This window comes from Streptomyces sp. NPDC051105, from assembly GCF_040682795.1.
GTDB lineage: Bacteria > Actinomycetota > Actinomycetes > Streptomycetales > Streptomycetaceae > Streptomyces.
This window is the reverse complement of the sequence record NZ_JBFBBR010000009.1, coordinates 105,916-124,706: the sequence shown is the minus strand read 5'-3', so window position 1 is coordinate 124,706 and position 18,791 is coordinate 105,916. Positions and strand designations below refer to the sequence as shown.

General features: G+C 68.3%; 19 protein-coding genes. 14 read left to right on the top strand and 5 right to left on the bottom strand.

All coding sequences use genetic code 11. From position 1 onward, the window contains the following. Positions 1-10: 10 nt before the first annotated feature. Positions 11-964 (bottom strand): hypothetical protein, encoded by a 954-nt coding sequence (locus tag AB0N16_RS23050; RefSeq protein ID WP_365799524.1) that lies wholly within the window; start codon positions 962-964, stop codon positions 11-13. A 368-nt stretch (positions 965-1,332) separates the two neighbouring features. Then, on the bottom strand, positions 1,333-2,640 hold the full coding sequence (locus AB0N16_RS23045) for a helix-turn-helix domain-containing protein (RefSeq protein WP_365799522.1): 1,308 nt from the start codon (positions 2,638-2,640) through the stop codon (positions 1,333-1,335). A gap of 380 nt (positions 2,641-3,020) precedes the next feature. On the opposite strand from AB0N16_RS23045, the gene AB0N16_RS23040 reads away from it, so the two are divergent. Both AB0N16_RS23040 and AB0N16_RS23035 read left to right on the top strand, forming a co-directional pair. Next, on the top strand, positions 3,021-5,462 hold the full coding sequence (locus tag AB0N16_RS23040; protein ID WP_365799987.1) for a SpoIIE family protein phosphatase: 2,442 nt from the start codon (positions 3,021-3,023) through the stop codon (positions 5,460-5,462). A gap of 512 nt (positions 5,463-5,974) precedes the next feature. Beyond that, positions 5,975-6,385, top strand: coding sequence for a VOC family protein (locus AB0N16_RS23035; RefSeq protein WP_365799520.1), 411 nt, complete (start codon positions 5,975-5,977; stop codon positions 6,383-6,385). A 454-nt stretch (positions 6,386-6,839) separates the two neighbouring features. Here the strand turns inward: AB0N16_RS23035 and AB0N16_RS23030 are convergent, their stop codons facing one another. The 3 genes from AB0N16_RS23030 to AB0N16_RS23020 all read right to left on the bottom strand — a co-directional run bounded on the left by AB0N16_RS23030 (position 6,840) and on the right by AB0N16_RS23020 (position 9,444). Further along, the gene (locus AB0N16_RS23030; RefSeq protein ID WP_365799518.1) at positions 6,840-7,613 is read right to left on the bottom strand and encodes a calcium-binding protein; all 774 of its coding nucleotides are present in this window, start codon (positions 7,611-7,613) and stop codon (positions 6,840-6,842) included. A gap of 483 nt (positions 7,614-8,096) precedes the next feature. Continuing rightward, a complete protein-coding gene (locus tag AB0N16_RS23025) occupies positions 8,097-8,705 on the bottom strand; it encodes a GNAT family N-acetyltransferase (RefSeq protein ID WP_365799516.1) in 609 nt (202 codons plus the stop codon). Continuing rightward, positions 8,686-9,444 (bottom strand): GntR family transcriptional regulator, encoded by a 759-nt coding sequence (locus tag AB0N16_RS23020; RefSeq protein ID WP_365799514.1) that lies wholly within the window; start codon positions 9,442-9,444, stop codon positions 8,686-8,688. Before AB0N16_RS23020 ends, AB0N16_RS23025 begins: the two co-directional genes overlap by 20 nt. A gap of 456 nt (positions 9,445-9,900) precedes the next feature. Between AB0N16_RS23020 and AB0N16_RS23015 the strand changes: the two genes are divergently transcribed. The 12 genes from AB0N16_RS23015 to AB0N16_RS22960 all read left to right on the top strand — a co-directional run bounded on the left by AB0N16_RS23015 (position 9,901) and on the right by AB0N16_RS22960 (position 18,764). After that, a complete protein-coding gene (locus AB0N16_RS23015; protein WP_365799512.1) occupies positions 9,901-10,170 on the top strand; it encodes a DUF6284 family protein in 270 nt (89 codons plus the stop codon). Next, the gene (locus AB0N16_RS23010; protein WP_365799510.1) at positions 10,167-10,616 is read left to right on the top strand and encodes a Pycsar system effector family protein; all 450 of its coding nucleotides are present in this window, start codon (positions 10,167-10,169) and stop codon (positions 10,614-10,616) included. Before AB0N16_RS23015 ends, AB0N16_RS23010 begins: the two co-directional genes overlap by 4 nt. Before the next feature lie 44 nt (positions 10,617-10,660). Continuing rightward, on the top strand, positions 10,661-11,482 hold the full coding sequence (locus AB0N16_RS23005; RefSeq protein WP_365799985.1) for a protein spdB: 822 nt from the start codon (positions 10,661-10,663) through the stop codon (positions 11,480-11,482). After that, the gene (locus tag AB0N16_RS23000; RefSeq protein ID WP_365799508.1) at positions 11,482-11,829 is read left to right on the top strand and encodes an RRQRL motif-containing zinc-binding protein; all 348 of its coding nucleotides are present in this window, start codon (positions 11,482-11,484) and stop codon (positions 11,827-11,829) included. The genes AB0N16_RS23005 and AB0N16_RS23000 overlap by 1 nt, the downstream gene beginning before the upstream one ends. A 1-nt stretch (position 11,830) precedes the next feature. Then, positions 11,831-12,148 (top strand): hypothetical protein, encoded by a 318-nt coding sequence (locus AB0N16_RS22995; protein WP_365799506.1) that lies wholly within the window; start codon positions 11,831-11,833, stop codon positions 12,146-12,148. Between the two features lie 2 nt (positions 12,149-12,150). Further along, positions 12,151-12,489, top strand: coding sequence for a hypothetical protein (locus AB0N16_RS22990; RefSeq protein WP_365799504.1), 339 nt, complete (start codon positions 12,151-12,153; stop codon positions 12,487-12,489). Beyond that, the gene (locus AB0N16_RS22985; RefSeq protein ID WP_365799502.1) at positions 12,486-14,609 is read left to right on the top strand and encodes an ATP-binding protein; all 2,124 of its coding nucleotides are present in this window, start codon (positions 12,486-12,488) and stop codon (positions 14,607-14,609) included. The genes AB0N16_RS22990 and AB0N16_RS22985 overlap by 4 nt, the downstream gene beginning before the upstream one ends. Before the next feature lie 203 nt (positions 14,610-14,812). Beyond that, positions 14,813-15,316: a hypothetical protein gene (locus tag AB0N16_RS22980; protein WP_365799500.1), complete on the top strand. Its 504-nt coding sequence runs from the start codon at positions 14,813-14,815 to the stop codon at positions 15,314-15,316. A 17-nt stretch (positions 15,317-15,333) separates the two neighbouring features. Further along, positions 15,334-15,594 (top strand): hypothetical protein, encoded by a 261-nt coding sequence (locus tag AB0N16_RS22975; RefSeq protein WP_365799498.1) that lies wholly within the window; start codon positions 15,334-15,336, stop codon positions 15,592-15,594. A gap of 89 nt (positions 15,595-15,683) precedes the next feature. Then, on the top strand, positions 15,684-16,562 hold the full coding sequence (locus AB0N16_RS22970) for a bifunctional DNA primase/polymerase (protein ID WP_365799496.1): 879 nt from the start codon (positions 15,684-15,686) through the stop codon (positions 16,560-16,562). 2 nt (positions 16,563-16,564) lie between these two features. Next, positions 16,565-18,037, top strand: a complete 1,473-nt coding sequence (locus AB0N16_RS22965) for an ATP-binding protein (RefSeq protein ID WP_365799983.1) — start codon at positions 16,565-16,567, stop codon at positions 18,035-18,037. Between the two features lie 481 nt (positions 18,038-18,518). Next, positions 18,519-18,764, top strand: a complete 246-nt coding sequence (locus tag AB0N16_RS22960; protein WP_365799494.1) for a helix-turn-helix domain-containing protein — start codon at positions 18,519-18,521, stop codon at positions 18,762-18,764. The last annotated feature ends 27 nt before the right edge of the window (positions 18,765-18,791 follow it).

Sequence of the window (18,791 nt, the reverse complement as noted above, 5' to 3'; positions counted from 1 at the left end):
TGGTTACTGGTCACTTGACGTCGACGAAGTCGCCCGTGGCCGACACGGCCGGGGTGGTGGTCGTACCGGCGAACGAGTAGCGCCAGTAGCCGTCGGTGGTCGCCTTGTAGGTCGTCTTGAGGTTGCCGTGGCTGTCCGTGGAGACGGTCTTGAGGGTCGTGTAGGTGCTGGTTCCCTTCTTGCGGAACTGCAGCTTGACCTTCTGCCCGGTGTAGCCGGCGTACTTGTGGGTGTCCCAGTTCGCCCGGGTGAGGGCGCCGGTGACGGTGAGGGTCTTGCCCTTCCTGACCGGCTCGGGCGCGGCGTTGGTGGTGAGCTTGGACAGGCGGCGGACCGTGGGAGAGGCCTGCCCGGTCAGCTCGGCGGTGCCGATCTTGCTCACGTCGGACGGGTCCCCGGGCTTCTGCCCGTTGTAGGCGATCGCCCAGGCCACGGCGTGCCACTTGGCTCCGGCGTCGGCGTTGTGCAGGTCCGAGCGGGGGTAGATGTCGACCTTCCCCTTGCACGACATGCCGGTGACGACCTTCTCGTACGAGGACTCGGAGGAGGTCACGTCGCATGTCGCCGGCTGATCGCCGTAGAGGTCGCTCGTCGGCTTGGCGGCGGAGCCACGGTAGAGGTCGAGACCGACGAAGAAGTCCGGTGCCGAGACGTCCACGTTGGTGGCGGTGAGGTGGAAGCTGTAGGACACGTGCACGATGGCATCCGTGCCGACGGACACCGCGGACTTGCCGCCGGCGACCTTCACCTTGGAGAAGGTGACGGCCAGGGGGTAGGGCTGCTTGGCGGTCGCGGTGGTGGCCGTGAAGGCGGTGCGCGCGCTGCCGTCGGCGGACGCGGCGGCGAGCTGCCAGGGCCGTACGGAAGCCGGGGCATCGGCGGCGGTGGCGACCGGAACGGCAACCAGGGTCAGCGCGGCTGCGCCGCAGGCGACGGCGAGGGCCGCGGTGGTGCGAATACGCATGCGTTCTCCGTGTCAGACGCGCCGGGCACGACAGCGGCAAGCCGTCGTCCCCGACGCAGGCAATCCATGGGCCGACCGGACCCGGTCGGCGTGGGTATGTGACTGAGACACGCCAATCAGCGGGAAGGTTGTGCTCGGGACGGCGAACCGTTGGCCGACATACCTGGGAGTCCGGACGGCATCACGACCCTGACCAGTGGCACTGCGGTCAAGGGCAACGCCGTCTACGAGATTCCCGGCGGGGCGAGAGCAGGTACGAGCAGCCATGTGCTCCGGGCGCTCAGCCGAGAAGTGATCGGATCACCATGCACCCTGAAGCGCTCCGGGATCGGTGGAGGCGCTGATCCTCGTCCGCGAACTCGACGCCCTCAGTGGCGACGCCGAGTACTCCCGCTGCGCTGGCGTACCTCCGTGCCGCCGCCGGGCGGCTGCATGACTGTGGAGCCTAGGTACTTGACGGCGAGCAGGGCGACCTCAAGATCAGTACGTCCTGCCTGGACCGAGTGGCCCATGATCTTCTCGGCCTTGCGGATGCGGTAATGCACAGTGTTCTTGTGCAGGATTTCGCGGCTCGCAGTAGCGGTGTAATTGCCTCCGGTCGTCAGGAAGTCATGCAGGGTCTCCCGCAACCGTGCGCACTGCTCGTCGTCAACGGCCAGCGGCCCGAGGATTCCGCCCACCCAGGTGCGCAGATCCGGGAGGTTCTTGCACATCAACGCGACCGGAGCGACCTGGGAGTACACGGTGAACCGGTGGCCGGGACTCGCCGCCGTAGCAAGCTCTTGTGCGCGTAGCGCCTCCCGGTTCGTACTGCGGAACCCCTCGATCCCGCGCTGCACGCTTCCGGCACACACCTGCACGGAGGATGCGCCGCTTTCGACCACACCGGCCAACCGTTCCCAGGAGACCTCGCTGTGTGAACCGAAGGGCAGCCAAGCCCAGGCCAGTCCTTCGTCTCGGGGTACGAACAGCGGCCTGGCGGGACAGTCGAGTTCTTTTGCGATCTCGTGGATGAGCCGGTCGAGCCGGGCCAGCCCGGCGCCGTCACGCGTCAGCGCCGGCAGCCAGGCCGCCAACCCGAGGTGATTCTGTCGCAGGCGGTAGCCGAGAGCGGCCTCCGCCGAGTCGAGGTCCACCTCCTTCCCGGCGAGAATGTCTCGCACACGCGCGTTACGTTTGGCGGTCTGGGCCAGCAGCCAGCGTTCTTGCTCCAGGTGATACACCTCGATGACATGCTCGGTGATGCTGTCGATGTAACCGAAGCTCACTTCCAGCATGCGCCGGTTGACGTCGGCGGAGACAACATCGTCGGCGCCCCGGCGAGCAAGCTCGTCCAGGCACCATTGCAGGAAACGCCAGTGCCCGATCCTGTAGGCCCGGATCAATGCACTGACAGCGATATCCCTCTGAGCCAGCCTCCTGGCATGCTCATTGGCCGAGGCAAGCCCCTCAAGGTTTTCCAGAGGTATGTCGTTCTCAAAGATGTGCAGCAAAGTGGCGACGTTTTCCTTGACGCTCGCCAGCAGAATTCTCTCGATGGCGTCATCTCCCCTGACCTGCGGGATTTCAATGAGCAAGTGTTCCCATACATCATGGGAGATCTCCGTGAGGCGTGACTCTACGTTCGCCGCACTCACGGACAGTTCCCGTGCAGGTTCCGGGCTCTCCCTGCCCATGCTCTGAAGGCTACAAGGTAAAAGAGCATGACACCTGCTTGGGAATCGGTGGCGAGGGAGACGGGGATCGGCACCGCCAAGCGGTGAGCGATTTATTTCCATGTCACAAACCACGACCACAAGATGGTGAGTGGTGCCCAGCGCCTGTCCCGCTTTCCACTCCTACCCTCGTTCTTGCTGTCGCGATCCGGACGGCACGGCCTCGATCGCCGTGGACGGCGTGGAGCGGCGGCCCCCCGCATCAGCTGAGAGCCGCCGGATCGGCAGGAGGTAACCGTCAAGAGGACGGCCCAACCGTTGGCTGGTGCGACACCAATCGCCCCGCTGTCTCCGGCCCGATTCCTGGAAATCCACGTGATGGGAGAAATCCGGTGACCGAGATGCTTCAGGGCAGCCTCTGTGAGCGACTGGACCCCCGCGAGACGCCCGACGCCGCCATCGCGATGATCGACGCCGAGGGGAGGGTGGTGGGGTGGACGAGTACGGCGCAGCGGCTTGTCGGTTACCCGGCCACGGAAATGGTCGGCCGGGCCGTCTCCACGCTCCTGCCCCTTACCCGTCAAACGCTCCTGGACTGGGCGTCAACCGAGGAGTGCCTCGCCCGGGGTGGCTGGTCCGGCACCGCGACCGTCCGCCACCGCGACGGCCATACCCTCAAGGCGAGCCTGCGGTTCTCGCTGCTGTGGGGGCAGGACCAAGAGATCCATTGGCTCATCTCCGGCACCGACATCGCCTCGCTCTCCCCGGTAGCGACCACCGGATGGGTACGGGACTCACTTCTCACCCGTACACCGATCGGCGTTGTGGTTCACGATCGGGACCTGCACTGTGCCTGGACCAACGACGCGATGGAGCGGCAAGACGGCATTCCTCGCGATCAGCGGCTGGGACGCCGTCTCCCCGAGGCGCTGCCCGGCGTCGAAACTGCAAGGCTCGAAGGGGTGATGCGGCAGGTCCTGGACAGCGGCATCAGCACGGTCCATGAGTTTCGGGCGTGGCCGGCGGCGGATCCGCGCCGTGAGCACGCGATCGCGGCCTCGTACTTCTGCCTGCAGGGCGCCGACGGGCGGGCCATGGGGGTGTGCTGCATGAGTGTGGACGTCACCGTCAGCCGGCGGGCGCGCGAGCGCCTGGCCATCCTCAGCGAGGCCAGCATGTGCATAGGCAACAGTCTGGACGTGATGCAGGTGGGTCAGGAGCTGGCGGACCTTGCTGTACCCCTGCTGGCCGACTACGTCAACGTCGACCTGGCCGAGTCGATCCAGTTCGGCGAAGCACCTTTCGCCCGCATCGGCTCGTTGGACGACCGCTGCCGCGCCCTCAGGCGCGCGGGCTTGGCCTCGATCCACCGTGGGGTCCCCGAGTCCCCGTGGGCCCGCGGTGAGCTGGTCGCCCTACCACCGAACTCGCCCTTCACCAGGGTTCTGTCCTCCGGCCGCCCCCATCTGGAACCGGTCCTGGACGGCTCTGCCGGCACCTGGTTCGACCGAGACCCCGACCGGGCGCGGACCATGCGTGAGACCGGCATGCACTCCCTGATGGTCGTCCCCATCCGTACGCGGCACGCCTTCCTGGGTATGGCGGTGTTCATCCGCACCGAGGAACTCATGCCGTTCCAGGAGGACGACCTGCTCCTCGCCGAGGAACTCGTCAGCCGGACGGCGCTTTCCCTGGACAACGCTCGCCGGTTCGCACGGGAACGCAGCGCGGCCCTCACCCTGCAACGCAACCTGCTCCCACAGCGCTTGGTGGAGGGCACGGCCATCGAGACGGCCTCGCGCTATCTGCCGGCCGATGCGGACAACGGCGTCGGCGGCGACTGGTTCGACGTCATCCCGCTGTCCGGCGCCCGGACAGCGCTCGTCGTGGGCGATGTGGTGGGACACGGCATCAACGCCGCGGCGGCCATGGGCCGGCTCCGCACCGCAGTACACACGCTCGCGGACCTCGACCTGCCCCCCGACGAGCTACTGGCCCACCTCGACGACACAGTCCGGCGAATGGCCGAAGAAGACACCGACTCGCAAGACCCGACCCGCGTCACCGGTGCCACCTGCCTGTATGTCGTCTACGACCCCGTCACCCGGAAGTGCACCATGGCACGAGCCGGGCACCCGCCGCCTGCGATCATCGACCCCCACGGCAAGGTCACCTTCCCCGACCTGCCCTCCGGAACACCGCTCGGCGTCGGGTCGGGAGTCTCTTTCGAAGCCGTCGAGCTGGAACTGCCCGAGGGAAGCCGGCTCGCCCTCTACACCGACGGCCTGATCGAGACCCGCGACCACGACATCGACGCCGGGATGAAACGCCTGGGCGACGCCCTGGCACGCCCCAGCCGGTCCCTGGAAGACCTCTGCTCCTCGGCGATCGCGACCTTGCCCACTCAGTCACCGTGCGACGATGTGACCTTGCTCGTCGCCCGGACTCATTCGCTGCGCCCGAGCCAGACCACGTGCTGGGAACTGCCTCGCGACCCGTCCGTCGTCCACCACGCGCGCACTGTGGTCACCCGACGACTGAGCGAGTGGGGATTGGAACGTCTGGAGGCATCCACCCAGCTGATCATCAGCGAACTGGTCACCAACGCTGTCCGCCACGCCACCGGCCCGATCCGCCTCCGCCTGATCCGGCACCAGGTCCTGACCTGCGAAGTCTCCGACACCAGCGACACCCTCCCCCGGCTGCGTCACGCGTGCCCCAGCGACGAAGGCGGCCGCGGCCTCTACATCGTCGCGCAGCTCTGCCGGCGCCACGGAGCCCGATGCCTGACGAGCGGCGGCAAAACCGTGTGGGCCGAACAGGAACTCGGCCCCGGCATCTGAGGCGGCAAGCGCGACGAAGAAGACCGGATCATCGGGGCCCGGCGGCGAGTGGGACGGCGAGGACCAGAAGCAGGATCACCCCATCGCCGCGGCCTCTCCACGGCCGGCCATCCACCGTTTCCAGGGGGTTCCCTGTCCTCGTCACTCAATACGGCGGCCAAACACGTCCTTCATCAGGACATCCAGCAAAATGCGCGAAAATCACCGAAAGGGCTTTTTGGTGTTTGCCAGGGAGTCGCAGATGGATACGAGGAACTGACGGCCGTCGCCGAACGATTCGCGGCCGACCACAGGCAGTCCGCGGTTGCCGTCATCGAGCAGGCGACCCGTGAGTTCCCGGACTTCGACGACACCGTCATGGAGCTCTGCCGCTGACCGTCCTCGCACCCGGCCCTACCTTGTTCGGCTGCCGAGTCGAGCACCGACAAGCCCCGCCCCGCCATGAGACCGCAAGCCGGGGGCTTATAGGGCCTGTCTCGAAGTCGGGTGTGAGCTTGTGCCAAGATCTCGGGATGCTGCGACTGACCGATTTCATTATCGACTGCCCGGACACGATGAAGCTGGCGGCTTTCTACTCCGAGGTGACGGGCCGTCCGATCAAGGAAGGCAGCTCCGAGGACTGGGCTGGCATCCAGTTCGGCGAGATCGAGCTGGCATTCATCCGGGTGGACGACTACCGCGCTCCGCAGTGGCCCGACAGCGAGCACCCCAAGCAGTTCCACCTCGACTTCGAAGTGGACGAGATCGAGTCCGAGCAGCGCCGCGTCCTCGACCTCGGCGCGACGCTACGGCAGGACTTCATCGGCCCCAACGGCTACGGCTGGCAGGTCTACACCGACCCGATCGGCCACCCCTTCTGCCTGTGCCGCAACAAAGGCGTCATCTGGACCGACCAGGGCCCGATCTGGCCCAAGCGCGGATAATTAGCCGCCCACTTCCGACGCCCCGTCTCGGGCGGCCGCTCGGCCCGCTGTCGGGTCCTCTCCGGTGCCCGGCGGCGTACCACCCACTGCCAGGTGGAAACGGAAAACTCCGATGGTCCGTCATCGCCTTCGCCGAGTACCTCGGCGATTGAGGGCTCGTACCCTCCGGCGACGAGGCCCTGCCGGCGGATAGACCGCAGGTAGGGGCCTTGGTCAGGCAGGTTACTTCTTCTTGCCCAGGGTCTGGCGGGCCTGTTTTTCGGCCCTGGTCAGAGGGGTGGACACCTCAACCGACCTGCGGCTGAGGGGTCGTTGATGGTCGTCGTTGGTCGTTGCCGGTCGTCGCCGGAGGTCCCAGAGAGGTCCCGGCTCAGGTCCCGGCTCAGGGCTCCCTTAGCCCCCCTCCACGAGGGGGCACAAGCATGTCCTGGCGGCCAGCTGTTCAGGAGGGTTTCTACCGCACGTCTACGTAGTCGCCCGCTGTTTTGACCGTCGCAGTCGTACTGGTGCCGGAGAAGTAGTAGCGCCAGTAGCCGTCGCTGGCAGCTGTCGCGGTGGTCTTCAGGTTGCCGGCGCTGTTGGTGTACACGGTCTTGACCGTCGCGTAGGTGTCTGTTCCCGCTTTGCGGAACTGCAGCTTGACCGGCTGATTGGTGTAGCCACGGTAGTCGTGGGTCTCCCAGTTGGCGCGGGTCAGTTTGCCGGTGACAGTGATGCTCTTGCCCTTGGCGACCGGCTCCGGCGAAGCGTTGACGCCGAGCTTCGAGTAGCGCTGGATATACGCGTACTTGTACGCATCCAGGGAGATGCCGCCGTTGCCCTTGTCGAAGGCGTCGACGCCGACCTTCCACTGCCCGGCCCAAGAGTTCTTCTCCAGGTCGCGGGGGTTGAGGGTGAAGGGGACGACGCAGGTCTTCGTTTCGGCATCGACGGCTGTGCACGTACGACGGCCGAACGGCACCGTCATGTCCGTGTCTTCTTCCTTGGGACCGCCGTGCCACACGAACACGCCGGCCGTTTCGATGCCGTCCGGATCGGTGGCGGTCACCGAACCAGAGAAGGTGACCTTGTTGGAGATGCCGACCACGATGGGCTTGCCGCCGTTGACCGTGACGCTGGTGATCGTTGTGTCTCCGCCCCACGACTCGTCGGCCTGAGCCGTTGGAGAGCTTGCGGCGACGAGTGCCAGGGCGCCGGACAGAGCGGCACCTATGGCGATTGAGCGCATGTAGTCCCCAGGAAAATCAGGCCTGCTGGTCGAGCCCCCGCCGCAGGCGCCACGTTAGACGGGGGAAGCGTACTGCGTTCACGCCAACTTGGCTGATTGTCCACCTGCACGTCAGTCATCACACCCAGCGCGACCACCATCACGGAGGACCGGACCACCTGCACGACGCCCTGGGGCACACCGCGGACCGCGAGCTCACAAGGGCCAAGCCTCCAGGGAGGTAGGTCCCGAGACACGATCATGCCTCCCGCCTGCGCCGTACGCGCAGGTGAGAGGCATGATCGCGAAGACTACTTCTTCTTGCCCTGGGTCTGGCGGGCCTGTTTTCCGGCCCTGGTCAGCGGGCCGCTCACCTCAACTGACCTGCGGTTGGGCGGTCGTTGTTGGTCGTTGTTGGTCGACCGTTGTCGACCTCGGAGGGCCCAGAGAGGGCCCAGTGGTGTCGCCCTGGGCTCTCAGTCACGAAGAAGAGCAGCCGCCTGGTCACGTGGCGGTTCGGGTCACCTGAGTCGGTACTCCGATGCTTGCGCCGTCGACGCCCACAGGCAAGAGGTCTTCCGGCAAGGCCAACTCGCCCACCGGGCGCTGAGCGAGCCATCCCGAGAGTCTGTGCGCCGGTGCCTCAGTGCGTACGTGCTGGAAGCCCAACCGCTCGTAGTAGGCGTGCAGTCCCGTATTCGTGCGCCACGTGTCGATGCGCACCCAGGAACGCCCTTCAAGCGCTGCCAGCCGGGACATCCAGTCGATGACGCGCGTGCCCAGGCGTCGGCCAGACGCTTCACGGGCGACGATCAGCTTGTACAGATAGAGCGCTGATTCGGGGTGGTCCGCGTCCGTCCAGAAGTCCCGGTCAACGGGGCCGCGACTGACTGTCGCAAGCACCCGTTCACCCTCGTCGACCACGACCCACGCGCGCCCTTCATCTATGCTGGCGCGCCATTTACCGATGGCCCGTTCGCCCGTTTCCGGGTCACTCCACTGATCCGTGCCTTTGGTGCGCAGCCACCCCTCAGCCTCTGTTCGCAGAGCCAAGAGGGCGGGTACATCCTTCGCCGCTGCGGGACGAAGGTACTCAGTCTGTGCCGACTTCATAAAGGATCTTGTGCCTGTCTCCGGGAAGGATCGTGACCATGCAGCGGAGGGGCCGGCCGTCCGCTGCATAGCCCGTTCGGGTGTGCTCTGCGATGGGTGTCGCCGCAGGTAGAGCAAGTAGTTCGGCCTCCTGGCGAGTCGGCATGCGCACTGAGATTTCGTCCACGTACTTGTCTTGGATGAGCCCAATGGAAGCCAGAATGCCGCCGGGTGCGGAGACGTCTCGGGGCTCCATCAGGGGTGTACCGCTGACGAGTTCCTGAGGGAAGTACGAGTCAGCAAGGGCGTAGGGCCGGTTGTCTATGAACCGGACGCGCTTACGCGCCACGGCCAGCCCGTCCGCCGGGAGTTCAAGTCGCTCACGAACGTGTGCCGGGGGCTCCACAATCGACACGCTGATGTCTTGCCGGGGGGCGTTCCCGTTCTCGGAAATCGCGCTCGCCCACTGGTCCCCTGCGGTACGTCCTTCAACCGCGTTGGCGTGACGACTCCGACTCTCCAGCGTCGTCCAGTTCCACACGACAGGGGGGTAGTCCTCGCGGACGTACTTGCCCTGACCCTGGCCGGTGACAACCAGCCCCTCTTCAACAAGCTGGCGCACGCCGGCGCGGACAGTCTCTCGGCTGTAGCCGTACTGGCTCATCATCTGCGTTTCGCTCGGGAGCGCGTCACCTCCCGCCAACTCCCCCGACTGGATCTTTTCGCGCAGGTCATAGGCGATTTCCTGTGCCTTCGTCATACCGCGTCGCACCGGCAACGGTTCTCCTCCTCCGACTCCTCCGTACAAGTTAGACCAGGGGGCTTGACTATCCAAGCTCGACTCATGCAATCTTTTGCCAGGGCACTCCTCCAGACAAGTCAGACGGGGTGTCACGTACGGCACTGCCGTACAGGTGCGTCCGGAGGAAAGCCCGAGGGGGTGAGTACGAAGGCAGCGCTTGTTCTTTGACAACTGAATGGGGATCGCGCCGCCTCTCCTCGGCCAAGTAGGCGGCCACGCGGGATCTCTCGCGTGATGTACAGCGCAATCCGACCTTTCCGCAGCTCAGTGGCTGCGGACCGGTTGCCTCCGCTGCACGTCTCGTACGTGCGGCGCTGAGGGGAGCCGGATCTTCCGACTTCAACGGCAAGCGGTCCCCGGGTGGCACCCCGAGGACCGCAACGGGCCGTTTCCTGTGAGAGGACCCACGACCCTATGAACCCCATCGTGACTGTTCAGACTGCTGTTACCGACTTCCCCGACTGGGGCGAGCCGACGGACGCGGAACTGGACGCGATCGAGCAGGAGCTTCCGCTGATCACGGCGGAGGTCGACCTGTTGGACGCGCAGATCATCACCCTGGACCGCACCCCGACCGAGCTGGACGCCCGGCGCATCCGGCGTGCCCGCCGCCGGGTGCTCGCCGCCCGGCTGGAGCTGGCCAACCGCACCGTCGGCGCGATCCTGCCCGGCGGTGCCGCATGAGCGCCACGATCGTACGCAGCCACACCGACGCGCTTGCCGAGGTGAAGGCGGAGATCTCCCGCACCGACAACAAGACCGCGCTCCTGCTCGCGTTCGTCGGCGCGGTACTGGCCGGCGCCTGGACGATCGGCAGCGCCCTCCCGCTCAACCCGGCGGCCGTGGTCGTCGGTGTACTGGGCATGGCGTTGCTGGTCGGCGCGGCGAGCAAGCTGCTGACGTCGGTCCGCCCGAACCTGAGCGGTCGTCACGGCTTCACGCTGTGGGCGACGCTCACCCCGGAGCAGATCACCGAGAGTCTGTCGACGGATCTCGCCGCCGACATCGCCGGACTCTCCCGGCTCGCGGTCGCCAAGTTCACGTGCCTGCGCCGCGCGGTCGACCTCACCCGCGCCGGCGGGGCCCTCCTGATCCTCGCCGTGGTGCTCGCGCTCGGGGGTGCTGCGTGAGGATCAACGCCAAGACCCTCCTGACCGTGCTGCCGGCCGTCGCCATGACGGCCGTGTCCATGGTGCTCACCCTGGCCGTGGTCATGATGTGGTTGGGCACGGCCGTGCCCTGGTACGTCGCCCTGGTCGTCGGCTTGGGTATCGACGGCGGATGGCTGGCCACCCTCGCCTATGAGCGGCGCCTGGCCGCGCAGGGCGACCACAGCAACGCCGTGACCGCCGTCGGCTGGTCCTTCGGCGCCGTCGCCTCGGGTGTCCTGGTCACCCACGCGGTGACGGCCGAGACGTCCATGGGCGCGTGGCTGGCCGTGGCGTGGCTGCCGATCGCCGCCAAGGCTCTGTGGCTGGTCCACGGACTGTGGGAGCGCACGGCGCTCACTCCGGCGGCGCTGGACACGATCCGGGGCATTCAGCAGGAAGCCCGCGACGACGCGGCCGTGGCCCGTGCCCGGCTCCGTGCCGAAGCCAGCACGGAGGAGACGCGGCTGACGGCCGTGACGGAGGCAGGGGCACGCGTCGCACGCGTCCAGGCCAAGACCGCTGAAACGCTCGCCGGGGCATGGTCGACGCTGGAAGCGGCCCGCAAGGGCGAGAGCACCGGACGGGCCCTGACCAGCGTGACGACCCGCGTCACACCCGACGTCACACCCTCGTGGGAGCTGCCGGTATGGGGCCCCAGTGAGCCGGTTGCGGCGCTGGAGCAGGCACCCGCGCTCAGTGACGCGGCGCTCGACACGCTGGTTGATGAGATCCGGCACAGCGAGCAACCGCCCCTGTCGTACCGGGAGATGGCCACCCGCTTCCGCACGGCCGGCCACTCCGCATCTGAGGTGCGCCTGCGGTCCGCCTGGAAGCGCGTCGTCTGATGGCCGCGCTGCCGGTCTACCGGTGGCGCCTGGCACCGGACGGCTACGCCACCCGCCGACAGCTCCGGGCGCGGAACCTGCGCCCCGGCGGGCAGGGGGTGGCCGCTCAGCTCGAACGCCCCCGCCGCCGGCGGCCCCCGCTGGTCGCCTACCTCTACCGCGTCGACCTGGCCAAGCCCGTCCGGCCCATGACGCCGGCGCGGTGGGCGGCGCTCGCCAAGGCCAATGCCGCCCGCCGCACGTGCCCCGCCTGCCGGCGTGACGCCGGCTACGTCATCCCGACCGCGCTGGGCATGTGCGTGCCCTGCGCCTACCCCGACCCGCACGGCTACGAAAGGACTGCCTGACATGGGCAACTCCGAGATCCGCCGTATCGACCGCGAGATCGGCAAGATTCAGAAGAAGCTGGAAGCCGTCCAGCGGGGCGAGTGGTGGCCTCTGACCAGCCGGGAACGGCTCGCCATGACGCGTGCCATGGCCGGTGGCGCCCGCAGCGTCCACCAGGGGCGCAGCGCCGGCCATGCCGAGGACCGGATGGACTCCATCGGCACGGCCGTCGAGACCCGGCTGAACGCCGAACTGACCGCCCTGTACGGCGAGCGGCAGCGACTGATCACCGAGCAGGCGCGCGCCAAGGCCGCCAAGAAGTCGTCCCGGTGGTGGTGAGCATGGACCGCCGTTGCCCCGCCGCTCACCCCGACGACCCGACGCCCTGCGTCGGTCCGGTCGTGGTGACCGTGCTGGACGCCTTCAACGCCGGCGCGGACGGGTGCGAGCACCACGGCGCCCGGCTCCTGGCCAGCCTGGAGCGGGCTCGCGTCTACGCCCTGCCCGACGCTCCGGCCGGCAGTGCCATCCGCATCTTCACCGCCGCCGACACCCTGCGCCCGTTCTGCTGGGTCGATGGCCCCCGCACCGGGGCCTCCCAGCTCAGCCGTGCAGAGAACCGCGCGCGCTCCCGTGACCTTCCCCCTCTCGCCTCCCGCTCAGGAGACCTGCCGTCATGACCGAGAACGTCATCGACCTGCACAAGCCCACCGACCCGCCCATCGGGGAGAACGCCCCGACCGTGCTCACGGTCGTCCCCGACCCGGTGCCCGCCCCGACCGTGCCGTTGTGGGTGCGCTCCGGTCGCGCCATCAAGACCGCCGCCACGGACGAGAACACCAAGACCGTGGTCCGGGCGGTGGCCCGGCACGGCCTGTACACGTTCAACGGGGGCCGGATCGTGGCCCGCCGCACCTGGGACGGCCGCACCGGGGCCCGCTACGAGCGAATGATCCGAGCCGCCGAAGCCACCGGGAACCTGGAGTTGGCCGAGGAGTGGGAAGAGCGACTCCAGCGCTTCCGCCAGGCACGCCACCACCGCCGCATGGACCTCTTGCACTCCCCGGTGGAGGTGGCCAAGGGCGCCGCCGTCGGCACCGGCATGGGCATCGCCGGACTGCTCGCGCTCGGGGTCATCATGGCCATCAACACCAAGCACCCCGCCGACGTCATCACCCCGCTTGCCGCCACCATCGACTTCATCGCCACCCTGATCCGCATCGTTCAAATCGTGTGGGGGCCCGCGCTCATGATCGCCCCGTTCCTCGCGCTGCTCGCCCTGTGGTCGGTCGGCGCGCACCAGAAGGCCGCTCCCTCGTGGTCGATGCCTGAGCACCAGCGATCGAGCGACGGCGAGCCGATCACTCCCTCGATCGTGGTCAAGGCCCTGCGCGACCTCGGGGTGCCCGCGCTGCGCAACGCCATCAAGGACATGGGCGATGTGGGCGCGTCGATGCTGGGGCCGATCCGGATCGCCGGGTGCGGTGTCGAGGTGGACGTCACGCTGCCGTCGGGGGTGTCCACGATCGAGGTGCAGCAGCGCCGCCGGAAGCTGGCGGAGAACCTGACCCGGCATGAGCACGAGGTGTTCATCACGATCCCCGAGGCGGCCCGCACGGTCCGCCTGTGGGTCGCCGACTCGGGTGCGCTGGATGAGCCGATCGGGCCGTCTCCGCTGGTCACCGACGAGACGATGACCGCCGACTACAAGAAGGGCCGCGCCCCGTGGGGTCAGGACCTGCGCGGCGACGCGGCGGCCCTGAGCCTGTACCAGCGCCACCTTCTGATCACGGGTCTGTCGAACCAGGGCAAGACCGCCTCGCTGCGATCGCTCGCCCTGTGGGCCGTGCTCGACAAGACCATCGAGTTCCGGATCGCCGACCTCAAGGGCGGCGACTGGGTCATGTTCGACGGCCTGGCCACCGTGCTCATCCAGGGCCCGACCGACGACCACGTCATCAAGGCCACGGAGATGGTCGAAGGCGTGGTCAACGAGATGAACGAGCGGATCGAGGCCCGCCAGTTCGACCCGAACATGGAGTTCCCGCCGCTGATCTGCATCGTGGACGAAGCGCAGGTCGCGTTCATGTGCCCGGTCAAGGACGACCTCGGGCAGCAGTACGGCGGGTCCAAGGCCACCTCCCGGTACTTCATGGCCGTACGTAAGATCCACAACCAGGGCCGTGCCGTGAACGTGCTGATGTGGCAGGGCACCCAGGACCCCACCGACCAGAACCTTCCCAAGCTGGTCCGCGAGGGCGCCCACACCCGCGCCTCGCTCGCCCTGGGCACCGAGTCGCAGGCCCGGATGGCGCTCGGGGACAAGGCCGTCGACGGCGGCGCCGCGCCGAACCTGCTGCGTCCGGGCCTGGATCAGGGAACGCTGGTCGTCGCGTCCAGCGGGATCGACATCCCCAAGGGCCAGTCGTCCATCACGGTCCGCACGCACTTCATCGGCCACGACGACGCAACGGCCATCGCCGATCGCGCCAAGGCGCTGCGCAGTGGCATCACGACGCTGCGCGCCGTCGGGCAGGGCGAGAAGCGCGACGCGCTCGCGGACATCGCCGGTGTGCTCGGCACCGACACCCGGGTGAGCACGCAGGAGGTTCTCAAGCGGCTCGCTGTGCTCGCGCCGGACGCCTACGGGAAGTGGTCGTTCATCGACCTCAAGCGCGTGCTGGACGGCACGGCGGGCGAGTCCTACAAGTCGGACGGCCGCATGGTCGTCGCCGCCGACCGTGTCGCCCGCGCGCTCGCCGACCGCGACGAGACGGGTTCCGCTTCCGCTTCCGAATGACAGGGAGCCGACCCGCTCCGGGTCAGGGAGGCAGGGAGAACTCCCTGAACCCCTCCCTGACCCGTCTCCCTGGTCTTGACCTGCGTAATTGATCGTCAGGGAGGCAGGGAGGCACCCCAGGTCAGACCCCCGAAACCCCCCTCACAACGCCCCCGGCAGGGGGTGTCTCCGCCTCCCTGAACCGTGACCGGAAGGGATTCCGCATGTTCCCCGAGACCACCCCCGAGGCGCCCCTGTCGGGCGTCCGGATGAGCGACGACGTCGCCGCCGCCGAAGCCGCCCGGATCATCAAAGAGGCCTACACACCCGCCCCTGAGACCCCGACCGCCTACCGCGACGACAGCCCGCTTCCCACCTACGGCGACACGCCCCCGGTCATGCAGCCAGACCGCCGGATCGTCCCCGCGTGGGCGGCCGGAACCGCCGTCGCCGGCATCGGAGTCGGAGCCGCGTTCGTCGGCATCGGGTGCGGCGTCTGGCTCGCCTGCCAGGGCTTCGCCGCCGTCTCCCTCACCAGCGTCCTGTTCGTCACCCTCCCCATCGCCGCCGTGGCCGGCGTCTTCACCGCGATCGGGACCGCCTTGCGCTCGCTCAAGGGCATCCACACCGAGAACCACCACCACTACCGGGGCCCGGTCCGGCAGGAGAACACCACCACCAAGACCTACGGGCTCATCGCCCGTACCCGCAACGAGCACCACGGCTGACAGGAGACCCAACGCCCATGTTCCGCCTGCGACTCAAGGTCATCGACTACCCGCGACGCGCCCTGATCCTGACCGACACCCCCCGCCCCAACTGCCCGGACTGCCAGGGGCTTGGGGGCATCGAGCAGCACTACAGCTACCCCGACACCGGGGAGTACTGGGGCACCGATATCGAGCCGTGCCCGTGCTGGTCGACGTGGCGGATGACCTTGCTGCGCCTGCCCCGCTGGACGCGCCACACCCCGCCCGCCGGCTACAGCAGCGAACCCCCGTTCTAGCAGCGCCAAGGGCGGCCCCCGTCTCACGCCAATGATCCGGGGCCGCCCTTGTCTCCAATCCTCAACAGACCTGTTGGAGGTCTCCCAGCATGACGCAACCGACAGTCGTCCGGCGAGTGCTCGCCACGACCGGCGAGCATCTGCCCACTGCTCTGCGTCTGGCGGCCGACGGCCTGCCGGTGCTGCCCCTGCGGGCGGGGAAGCTGCCGTTCGGGAACTGCCCCGCCTGCGCTCAGAACGCGTGCGGGGGCCGGCCGAACATGAAAGTCCCCGGCCCCTGCGTCTGCCTGCAGCCGTGCCACGGCTGGGCCGCCGCCACCACCGACCCGAACGTCCTCAACTCCCCCGCGTGGGCGCCGGCGTGGCGGCAGGCGGCGGCGGTCGCCTACCACCCCGGCGGCGCCGGCGTGACCGTGGTCGACCTGGACGACCCCGCCGCCATCCAGTGGGCCCGTGAGACCCTGCCCGCGACCCGGACCGTGCCCACGACTCGGGGTGAGCACTGGATCTACCGGGGCACCATGCCGTCATCGAACGCGGTCCGGCCCGGCGTCGACATCAAGTCCCTTATGCAGTACGCCCGTTGGCTCGGGCCGGGCGTTGGCGCCACGGCCGCTCTCCCGGACGCTGTACGCGCGTTGGGAGTAAAGGACCCGTCGCCCGCTCGCAAGGCGCCACAGAGCCTCTCAGTGCCTCTGAGGGCCCATGGGGGCGAATGCCCGCACCGTACGCCCGCGTATCTGGAGCGTGGGATCAGCATGGCGGTGCAACGGATCACCGAGGCCTGTAGCGCGGTCCACGCGACGGTGTACCGGACGTTCCTGGCGGTGCTGTCGACGCACGGCCGGTGCGGCTGCCTGACCGACGCCCATGTTGCGCGGCTGTTCAGCGCCGCGCAGGCCAAGGGCGAGTCCCCGAGGCACTGCACCGACGCATGGACCAACGCCCTGACCACGTTGGGACTGTGACCATGGCCGACGACGACAAGAACCCGGCCCGCGAGATCATCACCGACTACGCACAGGCGCACTTCCGGTACTTCCGCACCGCCGACGGGACCGTGTACGCGCAGCGCAACGGCCACCCCGTCGCCCGCCCGATCCGCTCCCAGGGCACCACCGGCAGCCACCGCCAGGAACTCATGGTTGGCCTGTTTCGGGACGGCCTTGGCGTGTTCAACGGGACCGCCCTCAAGGAGGCGCTGGACTTGATCGAAGCACTCGCGCTCACCGAGGACGTGCAGCCCGTGTACATCCGCGTCGCCCCGGGGTTCGACGGGGCCACCTGGTTGGACTTGGGGCGCGCCGACGGGCAGTCCGTGCGCATCCACCCGACCGGATGGGACATCGCCGTTCCCGACCCGCGTGAGGTGTGCTGGCGCCGAACGCAGCTCACCGGCGAACTCCCGCTGCCGGTCAAGGACACCGACGGCAAAGGCATTGACCTGCTGCTCAGGCTCTGCAACTTCGCCACGGCCGAGACGGAGTGTCTGGCCATCGCGTGGCTGGTCGGGTGCCTCGGTCCGTCCGTGCCCGTCCCGGCCCCGTTCCTCACCGGCCCGCAGGGCGCCGGCAAGTCGACCGGCGGCCGGATGCTCGTACGGATCATCGAGGGCATGACCGGTGACCTGCGCCGCGCCCCGAAGGACGAAGAGAACCTGCTCGCCGCCGTGGCGGCTGGGTGGGTGACCGCGCTGGACAACCTCTCCCACATGAGCCCGGACCTGTCCGACGCCATGTGCTGCATCGTCACCGGTGCCGAGAACGTCAAGCGCGCGCTGTTCACCGACGGGGACGTGTTCCGCGTCGGCTACCGCCGCCCCCTGCTCCTGACCGGCATCGACGTCGGGGTCATCCGGCCGGACCTGGCGGAACGGCTGCTGCCGTTGCGGTTGGAGCGGCCCCGGGTGCGGCGCACCGAGGACGAGCTGTGGACCGAGTACGCGCAGGTGCTGCCCGTCGTTCTTGGCTCGCTCCTGGACCTGACGGTCAAGGTCCGAGCGGTGGAGGCGGAGACCCCGACCGACCTGCGGATGGCGGACTTCGCCCACCTGTGCGCGCAGCTCGACGCGGCGACCGGTCTGGGAGCACTCGCCGCCTACCGGGCCAGCCTGGACGACCTCAACGACGACGTCATCGAAGGCGACCTGCTGGCACAGACCGTTTTGCAGCACGCTGCCAGCCTGGAGCCGGGGACAGAGCAGCAGATGACGTCCACGGAATGGCTGCACTGCCTCAGCCGCGTCTACACCGGCGAGGACTTCCGTCCCCTGCCCAAGGGGTGGCCGACCACCGGAAAGGTGCTCTCCGACCGGCTCAAGCGGCTACAGCCCACCCTCGCGGCCCGTGGCGTTCTCATCGACTCCGGCCGCACCCGGCAGGGCCGTTTCCTCGTGCTGACCCGCACGCTCGCCGAGCCCACGCACGAGCAGCAGGCGTTGTGACCGGCGTTACGGCCGAACAGCAAGAGGAGCACCACCGGCCAGGCGTGCTTCTCTTGCTGTTCGGCGCTCGCGCCGCCCGATGGACGCGCCGCGAAGCGGCTCCTTCTTCACGTCCTGAGCCGCGCCGCACCACCACAGACACCCCATCTTTTTTCCTAAGTAGGGGGACGCTGCGTCACAGCGTCACACGATCTTGGAAAACGGCCGGTGACCTGTACAGAAGGGCGTGACGCAGACGGCCCGTCTCTGCGTCACGCCGCGTCACCTGCGTCACGCGTGACGAACGTCTGCGTCACCGGTGACGCAGACCTCATGCTCTGCGTCACCCAAAACCCGCAGGTCAGAGGCTCGCGTGACGCGGGTGACGCTGTGACGCAGAAATCCCCACCTCGGACACACCCGGGCTCCCGAGGGCTCCCGAGGGCTCCCGAGGGTCCCCGAGGGCTCCCGAAGCCAACTCGACTCAACCTCTGAGGACCCCATGAGCCGAACTCGTTCCGCTCAACCCGACCCCCGCGCCACCCTCCGCAGCGGTCGCCCCGACCGGTACCTCACTCCCGACGACATCGCCGAGATCTTCGGCGTCCCCCTCGAAACCGTCTACCAGTGGCGCAGGAAGCGCACCGGTCCCCCCGGCTTCCGCGTCGGCAAGCACGTTCGCTACGACCCCGCCGAAGTGGGGGCCTACGTCACTCAGCTCAAGAACGTCGACCGCGTCGCGGCCTGACGCAGCCTCACACACCGTCAGGGGTGG